The sequence below is a fragment of the Thalassococcus lentus genome (assembly GCF_028023555.1).
GTDB lineage: Bacteria > Pseudomonadota > Alphaproteobacteria > Rhodobacterales > Rhodobacteraceae > Thalassococcus_A > Thalassococcus_A lentus.
In genome coordinates this window covers 68,065-80,979 of the sequence record NZ_JAQIOY010000003.1, presented here as the reverse complement: position 1 = coordinate 80,979, position 12,915 = coordinate 68,065, and the positions used below count along the sequence as shown (strand labels likewise).

The window sequence follows — 12,915 nt, the reverse complement described above, 5'->3', positions numbered from 1 at the left end:
CTTGGCCTTCGGGTTGGATGCGTTGGTTGCGCAGTCCTTACCGGATCGGCGGGAAGGTGAAAAGAGGCTGCGACAAGCCGGCAATTCTACTGCAGCCGCAGACTGTGCGGTCGGGCCAATCAAAGTCTGGCCCCAGTTATAAAATTCGCGGGGTTTCGGGCCCAAGGTTGTGGTCTCATCGAAAAAGGCCCCGCATTTCTGCGGGGCCTTTTCTGATTTTCATAAGTGCAGACGATTACTCGTCGCCGCCCTTCAGAGCTGCGCCAAGGATATCGCCGAGCGATGCGCCGGAGTCGGAGGAACCGAACTGTTCGACGGCCTCTTTCTCTTCTGCGATCTCGCGTGCCTTGATCGACAGACCCAGACGACGGGTCTTGGAGTCGATGTTGGTGACGCGCACGTCGACCTTGTCACCGGTGTTGAAGCGCTCTGGGCGCTGCTCGGCACGGTCACGCGACAAATCGGAGCGGCGGATGAAGGACTTCATGCCTTCGTATTCCACTTCGATGCCACCATCTTCGATTGCGGTCACTTCGACGGTGATCACGGAGCCGCGCTTTACGCCGCCAACCGCGTCCGCGAACTTGTCGCCGCCCAGGTTCTTGATCGAGAGCGAGATACGCTCTTTCTCAACGTCCACTTCGGAGACAACGGCCTGAACCATGTCGCCCTTGCGGTATTCCTGGATGGCTTCTTCGCCGCGCTGATCCCAGCTGAGGTCGGAGAGGTGAACCATACCGTCGATCTCGCCTTCGAGGCCGATGAACAGACCGAATTCGGTGATGTTCTTGACTTCGCCTTCGACCTGCGTGCCCTCGGGGTGTGTTTCTGCAAACACTTCCCATGGGTTGCGCTGGGTCTGCTTGAGACCAAGGGAAACGCGGCGCTTGGAGCCGTCGATTTCCAGAACCATGACGTCCACTTCCTGCGAGGTGGAAACGATCTTGCCGGGGTGCACGTTCTTCTTGGTCCAAGACATCTCGGAGACGTGAACCAGACCTTCAACACCGGGCTCGAGCTCAACAAATGCACCGTAATCGGTGATGTTGGTCACGCGACCTTTGTGGACCGACGACAGTGGGTACTTGGCGCCAACCAGATCCCATGGATCTTCCTGCAGCTGCTTCATGCCGAGGCTGATGCGGTGCGTGTCTTTGTTGATCTTGATAACCTGAACCTTGACCGTCTCGCCGATCGTGAGGATCTCGGAGGGGTGGTTCACACGGCGCCATGCCATGTCGGTTACGTGCAGAAGGCCGTCTACGCCACCAAGGTCGACGAAGGCACCGTATTCGGTGATGTTCTTGACGACACCGTCCACAGCCTGACCTTCGGTGAGGTTGGCAATGACTTCGGCGCGCTGTTCGGCACGGCTCTCTTCGAGGATCGCACGGCGCGAAACAACGATGTTGCCACGGCGACGGTCCATCTTGAGGATCTGGAATGGCTGCTTCAGACCCATGAGCGGGCCAGCGTCGCGCACGGGGCGCACGTCAACTTGCGAGCCGGGCAGGAAGGCTACGGCGCCGCCGAGGTCGACTGTGAAGCCACCTTTGACGCGGCCGAAGATCGCGCCTTCGACGCGTGCATCGTCGGCATAGGCCTTTTCCAGACGATCCCAGGCTTCTTCACGACGCGCCATCTCACGCGAGATGACAGCTTCGCCGCGGGCGTTTTCAGCCGAACGAAGGAAGACTTCTACCTCATCGCCAACAGCGATTTCGGGCGCTTCACCGGGATTTGCGAATTCTTTGAGTTCGACACGGCCTTCCATTTTGTAGCCGACGTCGATGATGGCTTGTCCCGCTTCGATTGCGATGACCTTACCTTTGACAACAGACCCTTCTTCGGGTGTGTCCATTTCGAGGCTCTCGTTCAGGAGGGCTTCGAATTCTTCCATAGTTGCATTAGCCATGTGGCGTCTATTTCCTTACATCTAGGTTTTACTGGCCGAGCGGTTGTCTCCGCCGGTCTTAGGGTTTCGTTGGTCAGACGGTCCGCAAAGCAAAGAGGGCCGGTAGACCCCGACCCTGCTCGATTCTTGTGCTTGCGGCGTTACCGCCTTGTCGACAGCGCGCGTATACGCAAAGGCCGGACCGATTTCAAGTCATAACGGCCCTTATGCAGAAGGGCCTGATCCCCATTCCAGCCAGCGCCGTTCAGCCGGTGACAAGACCGCATCGACGACATCGCCGTAGGCCGCCAGATCATCTTCTGTCAGGATGCCTTCCCACTTGTTGCAGCTTGCACTGTCGAAAAACCCTGTATCATTGCGCCAAAACGCATGCCCGGCAGACGGCGTGAATCTAGCCGCATTGGCCCTCATGCTGTCGAACCGCGCCGCGTCCGCGATTACATCCATCAAATCAGGGGCGTGACTGATCCCCGTATGCTTTGCGATCTGCGCAACGGCCCCGGGCAGATCATGCAACATGTCTGCATAGTGCAGGCAGATAAGGTTTTCGCGTTCTTTCCGCGCCAGAGTTGCGCGGAAATGGTCCAAGATCAAAGGCAACCCCAGATGATCGCGATCGTTGACCAGAAAGGCTTGGAAGCTCTCTCTTGGGTCTTCTGGCATCGGATCCAAACCTACGTCATGCGCAATGTTCGCCATATGCTTTCGCGACGAAAAATGAACATCGATCGGATGTCGATAGACAGTGATGTAACGCAGTGCATCCCAATAGGGGATACAGTCAAACGGCGAATGGGACTTCACCTGCCGGCGATGGTCCTGCGCATCAAGGCGCTCCATAACCTCGTCAAACGGGCGTACCGCTATGTCTATCCACGGTGATTTGGTCGACGTTTGCGCATCCACACCGGGATCGCCGGAAATCAGCATGGCCAGAATACCCTGCATCCAGGTGGTGCCGGATTTCGGCGGTGTGCAAACGACAATATCCCCTTCACGCGGACGAAAACCCTGCCATCGGCTGGAGTCATTGATCGGGTCACGAAAAATGCGGCTTGCGGGTTCGGCAGGTGCAATCATGCGATAAGCAAGGCTCAGCAGAACCGTTCCGGACCGATCCATTGGTCTTCTGTGTACCGGTCGCCATAGGCCCATCCGATCGGAAGGATTTCGTCAATACGCGCCAGAACATCAGGCGTCAGGGTGATCTGTGTACCGCGCACCAGATCGCGAAAGTGAGACACCGACCGGGTGCCCGGGATGGGCAGCACATGGTCACCACGCGACACCAGCCATGCGATGGCCAGCGCAGCTGTCGGCTCACCCAGTTCGGCTGCCAAATCACGCAGCGGCTGTGTCAGGCGCAGGTTCACGTCATAGTTCGGCTCAATAAAGCGCGGGTTGGTCCCCAGAAATGGCAGGGAGGGGATCACATCTTTTGACAGCGGGTCATCCGTCAGTAGTGAACGGCCAACCGGGGAAAAGGCGACCAAGGTAGTTCCCAGTTCTGCACAGGTTTGCACCAGACCCATTTCAACGAAACGCGTGGACAAAGAATACTCGGACTGAACAGCCGCCACGGGTGCAACAGTCCGGGCGCGGCGCAGTGAACTGGGCGCGATTTCAGAAAAGCCAAAGGCTTTGATCTTGCCCTTTTCCTGCAATCCAACGAGCGATTGAGTCACCTCTTCGATCGGGCGTTCTGCCTCACGCCGATGCACATAAAACAGGTCTACGCAGTCCAAGCCCATCAGAGCCAGTGACTTGTCCAGCTCAGCTTCAAGATGCTCGGCCGAATTATCGTATTTGCGGTTTCCATCCGCGTCCCGAGAGATGCCGGCCTTGGTCGCCACATGAAAATGATCACGTGCCTCAGGGCGTTGTTTGAAGAACTGCCCAATGGCCTTTTCGGAGCGGCCCATTCCATAAACATTGGATGTGTCGATATGGGTCACGCCCTGATCCATAGCCTCAGCCAGAATCGCGTAGGAGTTTTCTTCCGTCGTGGGGCCATAGAATTCAGCAAAGCTCATGGCGCCAATGCCCAGACACGACACCATTGGGCCACCCGGACCGATTTGAACCTGCTTCATTCTGCGTCTCCCTACGTTATCGCTTGGCGTCGATTGCGGCCCTTGCTGCTGACACGGCATCTTCGATGGTCATCTCGGACGTGTCGATTTGCAAGGCATCTTCTGCCGGACGCAGGGGCGCGTCCGCACGCCCCATATCGCGCGCATCCCGTTCCCGCACGTCTGACAGAACCGTATCATAGTCCACGTCCATGCCCCTTTCGACAAGCTCTGCATGCCGACGACCGGCCCGCACTTCGGGGCTGGCGGTGACAAAGAGTTTCACGTCGGCGTCCGGGCAAATGACCGTACCAATGTCCCGGCCATCCAGAACGGCGCCCCCTGAGCGGCGCGCAAATGCTCGCTGGAAATCCAGCAAGGCCTGTCGCACTTCGGGAATAACGGCAACCTTGGAAGCGGCTTGCGCAACCGCAGGTGTCCGCAATGCATCGCCATCCAGATCTTCCGCCCTCAAGCTGTGCGCGGCCTCAATGGGTTCGACACCGTCCAGCATCTTCTTGCCAACCGCACGGTACAGCAGGCCCGTGTCCAGATGCGCATACCCGTAGAATTCGGCCAACTGGCGACTGATGGTGCCTTTGCCACTCGCGGCCGGTCCATCTATTGCAATGGTGAAACCCATGGGGCCGCTCCTTTCAGTTGTCGTCGCCTACCCTATTCAGCTTCATAAACGAAAGCAGGAGAAAAGGCAGGGGCACCGGACGATCCGGCCTGTGCGATCAGTTCCAAAAGCGGCCAATCGTCATCGTATTCATCCGGACTGGCTTCGGCGCTTTCACGCAGGTCTTCGAGGCTTTTCAACCGAACATTGCTGTCGCGCAGAACCTCCAGCAATTCAGCCAGCGCCTCCTCTGGTGTTCCCGGGGCGGTCGCGAGCACCAGCTCACCGGCGTAGGGCTCTGGCCCCTCCATCGCCGGGTCATACACGTCCATCACCACCGCACAAACGCCGCTTGGCGTGTCAACGCCCCATGGCTCAAAGCTGTAGGCTTCGCTCGATACCAATTCCCCGTCGCGGCTGCCGTCGATCATGGCCTGCATGTCCGCTGGAAAGGGAAAATGTTCGTCAAGGAAAGCCTCGGCAGGTCCGGCATGACCAATACGCAACAACCGGCAACCTTGATCGGCGATCGCTTCGACCACATCCCCCAGCGCCTGCTCCAAGGACTCTGCATGATGCACAAAGAGGCGGGCTTCGCCGCCATAGGTTCCGGCACCAGCCATTTGGGCCGGCCCCAGAGGATCGAACAGATGCAGGCTTACGTAATAGGGGCGCACCTGATTACGTCCTGTCGATGCGAGCGCCCAGCCCGGACATCAACGATTCAAAGATGGGGAAGGACGTAGCAATAGGGCCGCCGTCATCGACAGAGACCGATGCGTTGGATGCAAAGCCCAAGATCAGGAAGGACATGGCAATCCGGTGGTCCAGATGGCTCTTGGCGGTCACGCCACCCGGCACATTGCCAAAACCGAGGCCATGTACTGTCCACCAGTCTTCCCCTTCGTCCACCTGCAGCCCCGCTGCCCGCAGACCTGTTGCCATAGCGTCAATGCGATCGCTTTCCTTGACGCGCAGCTCTTTGACGCCCGGCATATGCGTCTTGCCTGCAGCAAAGGCGGCCACTACCGACAGGATCGGATATTCATCAATCATCGAAGCCGCACGTTCAGCCGGCACCTCGATGCCTTGCATGTCGGGCGAGAATTTGGCCCGCAGATCCGCGACAGGCTCACCGCCTTCTTCGCGCATGTTCTCAAACGTCAGATCGGCGCCCATATCCTGCAACGTGTAGAAAAGCCCCGCACGGGTCGGGTTCAGGCCAATGTTGGGCACCAGCACGTCCGACCCTTCGGTGATCAGGGCAGCGCAGACCGGGAAAGCCGCACTGGACGGATCGCGCGGCACGATGATTGTCTGTGGACGCAATTCCGGCTGACCCTGAAGCGTGATGACATGGCCCTCGGCCGTGTCTTCGGTTGCAATGGTTGCGCCAAAGCCTGCCAGCATCCGTTCGGAATGATCGCGGGTTGCTTCGCGTTCAATCACCACGGTTTCGCCCGGTGCATTCAAACCGGCCAGCAATACGGCAGATTTCACCTGCGCAGAAGGCACCGGCGTTGTGTAGCGTACGGACAATGGATCAGATGCACCGACAATGGTCATCGGCAACCGGCCACCCGAACGCCCGTAAGAGCGCGCGCCAAACAGCGCCAACGGATCGGTGACCCGCGCCATCGGACGCTTATTCAAGCTGGCGTCGCCGGTAAATGTCGCAGCGATCGGGCTGGTTGCCATGGCGCCCATGATCAGCCTGACACCAGTGCCCGAGTTCCCACAATCTATGACTTGCGATGGCTCGGCAAAGCCGCCGACACCGACGCCATGAACATGCCACGTATCGTCGATCTTTTCGATCTCGGCACCGAAGGCCTGCATCGCCTTGGCTGTGTCCAGTACATCCTGCCCTTCGAGCAATCCTGTGACCTTTGTTTCCCCGACTGCAAGCGCGCCAAGGATGAGGGATCGATGCGAGATCGACTTGTCACCCGGCACATCAGCCTGCCCTTGCAAAGGGCCGGATTTATGCGCGGTCATAGGGATCGGAGCGCCGTGGGATGACATGGGCAAGCCTCACTGAATTGGGTCGGGCGGGTGATAGACCAGCGGTCTGGGTCTGTCCATGGCGGTTTGCAAAACGGCTACAACGCGCATGAAAAAACCGGCGCTGTTCCCGCGCCGGTTTGAAGAAATCTTTCGGCTTCGGGGCTTAGCGCAGGCGAGCCTGCGTATAGCCAACACCATGCACCGCTGCGAGCGCTGCGTTGGCCTGACCACCGTTTGCGTAAGGGCCGACAACAAGGCTGCGCATGGTTTTTCCATTGCGCTTTACTGTCCCCATTTTCACGGGCAACCCTGCCGAGGTCAGACGCCCCGCTGCGGCCCGTGCTTTGGCTTCTGTGGTGAAAAGCCCGATCTGGACATAGCGCGACTTGCCGGCGACAGGCTTGGGCGCAGACCGTGTTGCCACAACGGGTTCACGCTGCGCGGCACCCTTGGTCGAAACGTAGGCCGCCTGCGCGTCAGCCGCGCGGCCGACGATTACCGGATCTTTGACTTTGTGCCGACGGACCTGAGTGACAAGCTTGCGCGGCACGGTGTTCGTCCAGACCTGCTGGGTTGCATAGTAACCATCAACCGATTGGTTGGCACGATGCGGGTTCAGGCGGTCGTCATCCCAGGCAGGCCGATAACCTTCAGGCACATAGGTTGTCTTGGCTGTCAGCGTGCGCTGTTCGTAGACATGACGCGGAACAATCCGGGTGTTGCCGTTCAGGTTAAGGTTGCTGCCCTGCCAGCTTCCGCCGCGGTAGACGTTTTTACCGTTACCCGCGGGTTCGCCGCGGCGCAGGATTGTCACGTGGGGCGCCTTTTGCGGACCGCAGCGAACCGCAAGGGTCTGGCCATCAACCACACGGGTTGTCTGGCCGTTCTTGCAGGCACGGTACGGTGCGACGTCAACCATGCGGCCCGCAGCCACCGGCGCCTTCTTCACCATGCGCTTTGGCGCAACAGCGACTTTTGGCGCGGGCGCAGCTGGTGCGACCGTCGGAACGCGGCGCACCACGCGTGGCGGCTGAGCTGCCTGCGGTTTGGAAGCGGGCGCGCGGGTCACCGTTCTTTGAACTTTGGTCTTTTTGGGCACAAGCGTGGGCGTTGGGGCCGCCTCTGGCTTGGGTGTCAACTTGGCCGCAGCAACAGCCGCTGGCGCTGGGGCCGGTGCAGGCGCTGCATCAAGTGTAATCTGAACCGGCTTTTGAACGCTCGGCGCTGGCCCTGAAGCCGTTGCGCCAGCGAAGCTGGGCTTTTGACCGCAGATCGCTTTGCGCTGGCGCGAAACGCGTGGCACCCATGTGACCGCTCCGTCAAAACCGGCGCGGACGAACACGCAGCCGTTGTTGTCGACGAACTGTCGGCCTCTATAGCCTTCAGGCGGGAAGTTGACCGGGACGCCGACGCCCCGCTCCTGCGCTGTTGCCGCCCCGGAAACAATCCCGAGGCTGGATGTGAATAGTGCGATAATCGTTAACGATTTCAAAGTCATGTCTGCCCCCACAGATGCAGTGAGTAACATGCCCTATCCGTAACGTCCTGTAAAGACTACAGAATTGCCACAATTTTGACACAATCTGTTTTCACTTCGTTCCAAACATGCGGTCTCCGGCGTCGCCAAGCCCCGGAACTATATACCCTTTTTCGTTCAGACGATCATCCAGGGAAGCGGTGACGATTGGCACGTCCGGGTGCGCTTCACGCATTCGTGCAACGCCTTCGGGCGCCGCCAAAAGGCAAAGGAATCGGATATCACGGCCACCCGCCTGCTTGACCAGATCAATGGCTGCAGCCGACGAGTTACCTGTCGCCAACATGGGATCAACGACAATGCACGCGCGGTCCCCGATCTGTGAAGGAAGCTTGTTGTAGTACTGAACGGGTTCGAGTGTTTCCTCGTCGCGGTACAGCCCCACGAACCCAACACGCGCTGAAGGAATAAGTTCGAGAATACCATCCAGCAACCCGTTGCCCGCACGCAAAATGGAAACCAGCGCCAGTTTCTTTCCCTCAAGGACCGGCGCATCCATCGCACACATTGGCGTTTCAATCTGTCTCGAGGTCAGCGGCAAATCTCGGGTCACCTCATAGGCCAATAAAAGGCTGATCTCGCGCAGCAACTGCCGAAACTCACTGGTCGATGTTTCGCAACGGCGCATCAACGTCAATTTGTGCTGGACCAAGGGGTGGTCAACGACGGTCAAATGATCGCTCATGATAGCTCCAGTTTCTTGGCTATGGTCTCGCGGGTTTGGTCATCACAGAATGCCGCGTCGATGGCGTTGCGCGTCAGGTCATCGAATACCGACGCATCCCAGTTAAAGCACCGGGCCAGATCGCCATACTCTTTTTCCATCGTGGTGTGAAAAAAGGGCGGGTCGTCCGTCGAAACGGTAACTTTGACGCCGCGCTTGCGCAGCTGGTCGATGGGATGCTCAGCAAGGCTGCCATAAACGCCCAGAAATACGTTTGAGCCCGGACAAACCTCAAGCGTCACTTGTTTCTCGGCCAGCATGTCGACAACCGCCAGATCACCAATCGAACGAACTCCATGCCCGATGCGATCAACCCTCAGATCATCCACCGCTTCCCTGACCTCTTGGGGGCCGCGCCATTCACCCGCGTGACTGGTCAGTTTCAAACCGGCCTCACGCGCCATATCAAAGCTGTAGGCAAAGTCGCGCTGCTTGCCTTTGTTTTCGTCTCCGGCCATGCCAAAGCCCACCAACCAATCATCGGCTGTTTCGGCCGCGCACAGAGCGGCTGACTTGGCCTGTTCAGGCCCGAAATGACGAATGCAGGTGACGATCCCACGTAGTGTGACGCCCATTGTTCGTTCTGCGTGATCTGCCGCCTCACGGATCGCTGCGAGGTATTCACGCCACGCGCCCACGTCACCGCCGCCACAGAAATCGGGCGATAGAAACGTCTCAGAGTACACCACCCCATTTGCCGCGCTTTGTTCGAGCACCGCAGTGCACAGGCGTGCAAAATCCTCGGGGGTTTTCAAAACGGAGGTGGCGGCCTCGTAGACGGACAGGAAGTGCACGAAATCACGATAGTCGTATGATCCATCCTCTCGAAAGATCCCGGACAAATCGACGTTCTTTTCTTTGGCCAGTCCACGGATGAACGACGGCGGCGCTGCGCCTTCAAAGTGCAGGTGCAGTTCTGCCTTGGGGCGCTTTGAGATGGCGATCAGCGCTTCGTCGCTCAACGGCTCATTCGGGTCACGGTCCGTATTCAATCTGCGCTCCTGTCGTTTTGCCCACTGTCCGATGCAGAGGTTTCCTATTCATGAAACACCCTGAGAATGCAATTCGCAGTCACTGGGTTTGGACGCTGGCGGATGGCGCTGGGACATCAACGCCCAAATGGTCAGCAACCCGCAAAGCAACGTCCGTAAAATTCATCTGGCCTAATGCGCCATGTCCCTGCCCGGCAATCAGCACAGGAACGCGTTCGCGTGTGTGGTCCGTGCCAACCCAAGTGGGGTCATTGCCATGATCCGCGGTGATCAGCATCATGTCACCGACACGCAACTGCATCAGCAATCGGCCCAGTTTCGCGTCGAACCATTCCAAGTGGCGGGCATAACCGGACACATCACGGCGGTGTCCGTACAGGCTGTCAAATTCGACAAAATTGGCAAAGGTCAGGCTGCCCTCTTCGGCATAGCGCACCCAGTGTTCCAGATGTTCCATCAAATCCGCATCCGGGCCTTTGCGCACGTCATCGATACCCTGCATGGAGAAGATATCACCGATCTTGCCGATGGCATGCACCGGGCGCCCGGCATCCTGCACCCAGTTGGTCAACACCGAACTGGGCGGCGTGATCGCGAAATCGCGCCTGTTTGCCGTTCGTTGAAATGCTCCGGGCTCTCCGATGAAGGGACGTGCGATGACCCGGCCAACCTTCATCGCGTGAAGCATCGGAGCCAGTCCGGCGCAAAGATCCATCAGCGCGCCAAGCCCAAAGCTCTGCTCATGGCCTGCAATCTGGAACACGCTGTCCACAGATGTATAGCAAATCGGCCAGTTTGATTTCAGATGTTCCGCGCCAAACTGATCAATCATCACGGTGCCAGAGCCGTGGCAGTTGCCCAGAATGCCATCGGTTCCGGCCAGTCTGCAAACCTCGGCGGTGACCTCGTCGGGAAAAGAGGGTGTCGATTTGGGAAAATAGTGCCAATCCCAAGGCACCGGCAGGCCTGCCAACTCCCAATGCCCGGACGGTGTATCTTTGCCTTGTGACTTCTCCGTTGCAGCCCCCCAAAGCCCGCCCGAAGGTTTGTTGGGCGCGTCAAAAGATGGGTCTGCCAGAGCCAAAGCATGCGACAGCCCAAGCGTATCCAGATTGGGAACCTTCAGCGGACCGCTGCGCCCGTCTTCGGCTTTTCCTGCCGCGCAGGCAGCGCGGATATGACCCAAAGTATTTGCGCCGGTGTCCGGAACATCACCGTTGAAAAAATCATGCGCGTCCGGCGCACCGCCGATTCCAACAGAATCCATGACCACGACAAATGCCCGGGTCACGCGATCCTCTCCTGCACCAATTCGGTCTTTTTCGGCTCTTGTCCGAGCCGGATAGCCTGACGGACAGCTGCTTCGGCGATATCGGCCTGTTCCAGCCGGGCAGCATGGATGCGCGCCAGGGGCTGCCCCTTTTCCACACGCTCGCCGAGGCGCACGACTTCGGACAGGCCAACCATCGGGTTGATCTGATCTGTTTCGACCTGACGGCCTCCGCCCAGCGCGACAACCGCCAATCCAAGCGCTTCTCCGTCGATGGTCGACACCTGTCCGGATCGCTCCGCTTCCACGGCCCGGATCACTGGCGGTTCAGGCATGAAACGCTTCCAATCCTCGACAAAACTGATGGGGCCCCCCAATCCATAGACCATCCTGCCAAACCGATCAGCCGCAGCCCCGCTTGAAATCGCCTGTTCCAATTTGGTTTTACCGTCACTGATGCCACCGCTGGCCAGAACCTCGGCGCCAAGCGCTATCGACAATTCGTACAGCGGTCCCTTCTCAACCCCGGTCAGGACGCGCATCGCGGCATCCACTTCCAGAGCATTGCCCAGTGCCGGGGCCAAGGGCTCATCCATCCCAGTGATCAGAACCGATGTTTTACAGCCCGCGTCGTTTGCCGTGTCCACCATGGCCTGACTGAGGGCGCGTGCCTCTTCAGGCGACTTCATGAACGCGCCCGTCCCGACCTTTACATCCAGAACCAGCGCCTCGAGACCAGCCGCCAGTTTCTTGGAAAGGATCGACGCGCAAATCAGATCAAGGCTTTCGACCGTGGCCGAGACATCCCGCACCGCGTAGAGCCGACGGTCCGCAGGCGCGATTTCGGCGTTTGCTCCGACAATGGCGCAGCCCACGTCTTTGACGACAGAACGAAACCGGCTTTCGTCAGGGTTTGTCATGTAGCCCGGAATCGCATCGAGCTTGTCCAGTGTTCCTCCGGTATGACCCAGACCACGGCCCGAGATCATGGGGACATAGACGCCACAGGCAGCCAGTGCCGGTGCGATCACCAAACTGGTGCAGTCACCCACACCCCCTGTCGAATGCTTGTCGACAACAGGGCCATTCAAATCCCATTGCATCACATGACCGCTGTCACGCATCGCCATCGTCAGCGCAACGCGGCCCTCATCACTCAGCCCGCGCAGACAGACGCCCATTGCAAATGCACCTGCCTGAGCATCACTGACCGAGCCGTCGGCCAAGCCCTTGGCAAACCAGCGCAAGGCATCGGCATCGACCGGCTCCCCTTTGCGCAAGCGCGCGATAACCTGACGAGCGTCCATCAGGTACGATCCATGTGCGAGGCAGAGAAAGCACCGGGCAATAGATCCGCCACCCGCATTTCCTGTTCGTCGCCATCAATCGTCGCAAGTGTGACGGTCACATCACTCTTGGCAAATTCAGCCAGTTTCTGTCGGCACCCGCCACACGGCGGAACGGGGTGTTCCGCATCTGCGATGACATAAGCTTCGAGGATTTCAGTCTCACCGGCGGCAACCATTGCCGCAATAGCACCAGCCTCAGCGCAGGTGCCCTCGGGGTATGCAACGTTTTCGACGTTGCATCCGACATAAACCGCGCCGCTTGGTGCCCGCAATGCCGCGCCAACCTTGTACCGCGAATACGGCACGTAGGCATTTTCACGGACAGCCCGGGCTGCGTCCCTCAAAGACATGTACTCTCCCCCTCACAACTGAGTCGCCATGTTGCGAAGCACAGCAGGTGAATGCAAGGGCGACCCAGCGGTCGTTT

At 58.9% G+C, this 12,915-nt stretch carries 12 protein-coding genes; all 12 read right to left on the bottom strand.

The window, feature by feature from the left end; translation table 11 throughout:
- Window positions 1–235: 235 nt before the first annotated feature.
- Window positions 236–1,915, bottom strand: a complete 1,680-nt coding sequence (rpsA, locus tag PFY00_RS09410; protein ID WP_271432304.1) for a 30S ribosomal protein S1 — start codon at window positions 1,913–1,915, stop codon at window positions 236–238.
- A 204-nt stretch (window positions 1,916–2,119) separates the two neighbouring features.
- Window positions 2,120–3,037, bottom strand: a complete 918-nt coding sequence (locus PFY00_RS09405; protein ID WP_271432303.1) for a sulfotransferase domain-containing protein — start codon at window positions 3,035–3,037, stop codon at window positions 2,120–2,122.
- The gene (locus tag PFY00_RS09400; protein WP_271432302.1) at window positions 3,010–4,008 is read right to left on the bottom strand and encodes an aldo/keto reductase; all 999 of its coding nucleotides are present in this window, start codon (window positions 4,006–4,008) and stop codon (window positions 3,010–3,012) included. The genes PFY00_RS09405 and PFY00_RS09400 overlap by 28 nt, the downstream gene beginning before the upstream one ends.
- A 16-nt stretch (window positions 4,009–4,024) precedes the next feature.
- Window positions 4,025–4,630, bottom strand: coding sequence for a (d)CMP kinase (locus PFY00_RS09395; RefSeq protein WP_271432301.1), 606 nt, complete (start codon window positions 4,628–4,630; stop codon window positions 4,025–4,027).
- A gap of 32 nt (window positions 4,631–4,662) precedes the next feature.
- Complete coding sequence (locus PFY00_RS09390; protein WP_271432300.1) at window positions 4,663–5,286, bottom strand: hypothetical protein; 624 nt, start codon at window positions 5,284–5,286, stop codon at window positions 4,663–4,665.
- Window positions 5,287–5,290: 4 nt separating this feature from the next.
- Window positions 5,291–6,634, bottom strand: a complete 1,344-nt coding sequence (gene aroA, locus PFY00_RS09385) for a 3-phosphoshikimate 1-carboxyvinyltransferase (RefSeq protein ID WP_271432299.1) — start codon at window positions 6,632–6,634, stop codon at window positions 5,291–5,293.
- A gap of 145 nt (window positions 6,635–6,779) precedes the next feature.
- Window positions 6,780–8,114, bottom strand: coding sequence for an SPOR domain-containing protein (locus tag PFY00_RS09380; protein ID WP_271432298.1), 1,335 nt, complete (start codon window positions 8,112–8,114; stop codon window positions 6,780–6,782).
- A gap of 91 nt (window positions 8,115–8,205) precedes the next feature.
- The gene (gene upp, locus PFY00_RS09375) at window positions 8,206–8,838 is read right to left on the bottom strand and encodes a uracil phosphoribosyltransferase (RefSeq protein ID WP_271432297.1); all 633 of its coding nucleotides are present in this window, start codon (window positions 8,836–8,838) and stop codon (window positions 8,206–8,208) included.
- The gene (locus tag PFY00_RS09370; RefSeq protein ID WP_271432932.1) at window positions 8,835–9,839 is read right to left on the bottom strand and encodes an adenosine deaminase; all 1,005 of its coding nucleotides are present in this window, start codon (window positions 9,837–9,839) and stop codon (window positions 8,835–8,837) included. Before PFY00_RS09370 ends, upp begins: the two co-directional genes overlap by 4 nt.
- A gap of 109 nt (window positions 9,840–9,948) precedes the next feature.
- Window positions 9,949–11,160 carry a phosphopentomutase gene (locus PFY00_RS09365; protein ID WP_271432296.1) on the bottom strand — a complete coding sequence of 404 codons (1,212 nt, stop codon included), beginning with the start codon at window positions 11,158–11,160 and terminating at the stop codon, window positions 9,949–9,951.
- Window positions 11,157–12,446 (bottom strand): thymidine phosphorylase, encoded by a 1,290-nt coding sequence (locus PFY00_RS09360; protein WP_271432295.1) that lies wholly within the window; start codon window positions 12,444–12,446, stop codon window positions 11,157–11,159. The genes PFY00_RS09365 and PFY00_RS09360 overlap by 4 nt, the downstream gene beginning before the upstream one ends.
- A complete protein-coding gene (locus PFY00_RS09355; RefSeq protein WP_271432294.1) occupies window positions 12,446–12,838 on the bottom strand; it encodes a cytidine deaminase in 393 nt (130 codons plus the stop codon). The genes PFY00_RS09360 and PFY00_RS09355 overlap by 1 nt, the downstream gene beginning before the upstream one ends.
- Window positions 12,839–12,915 lie beyond the last annotated feature (77 nt).

What these genes read in the sequence shown, in the direction of transcription:
- PFY00_RS09395 (WP_271432301.1), bottom strand. Translation starts at nt 4,630, where the DNA reads ATGGGTTTCACCATTGCAATAGATGGACCGGCCGCGAGTGGCAAAGGC.
- PFY00_RS09360 (WP_271432295.1), bottom strand. Translation starts at nt 12,446, where the DNA reads ATGGACGCTCGTCAGGTTATCGCGCGCTTGCGCAAAGGGGAGCCGGTC.
- rpsA (WP_271432304.1), bottom strand. Translation starts at nt 1,915, where the DNA reads ATGGCTAATGCAACTATGGAAGAATTCGAAGCCCTCCTGAACGAGAGC.
- upp (WP_271432297.1), bottom strand. Translation starts at nt 8,838, where the DNA reads ATGAGCGATCATTTGACCGTCGTTGACCACCCCTTGGTCCAGCACAAA.
- PFY00_RS09400 (WP_271432302.1), bottom strand. Translation starts at nt 4,008, where the DNA reads ATGAAGCAGGTTCAAATCGGTCCGGGTGGCCCAATGGTGTCGTGTCTG.
- PFY00_RS09355 (WP_271432294.1), bottom strand. Translation starts at nt 12,838, where the DNA reads ATGTCTTTGAGGGACGCAGCCCGGGCTGTCCGTGAAAATGCCTACGTG.
- aroA (WP_271432299.1), bottom strand. Translation starts at nt 6,634, where the DNA reads ATGTCATCCCACGGCGCTCCGATCCCTATGACCGCGCATAAATCCGGC.
- PFY00_RS09405 (WP_271432303.1), bottom strand. Translation starts at nt 3,037, where the DNA reads ATGGATCGGTCCGGAACGGTTCTGCTGAGCCTTGCTTATCGCATGATT.
- PFY00_RS09380 (WP_271432298.1), bottom strand. Translation starts at nt 8,114, where the DNA reads ATGACTTTGAAATCGTTAACGATTATCGCACTATTCACATCCAGCCTC.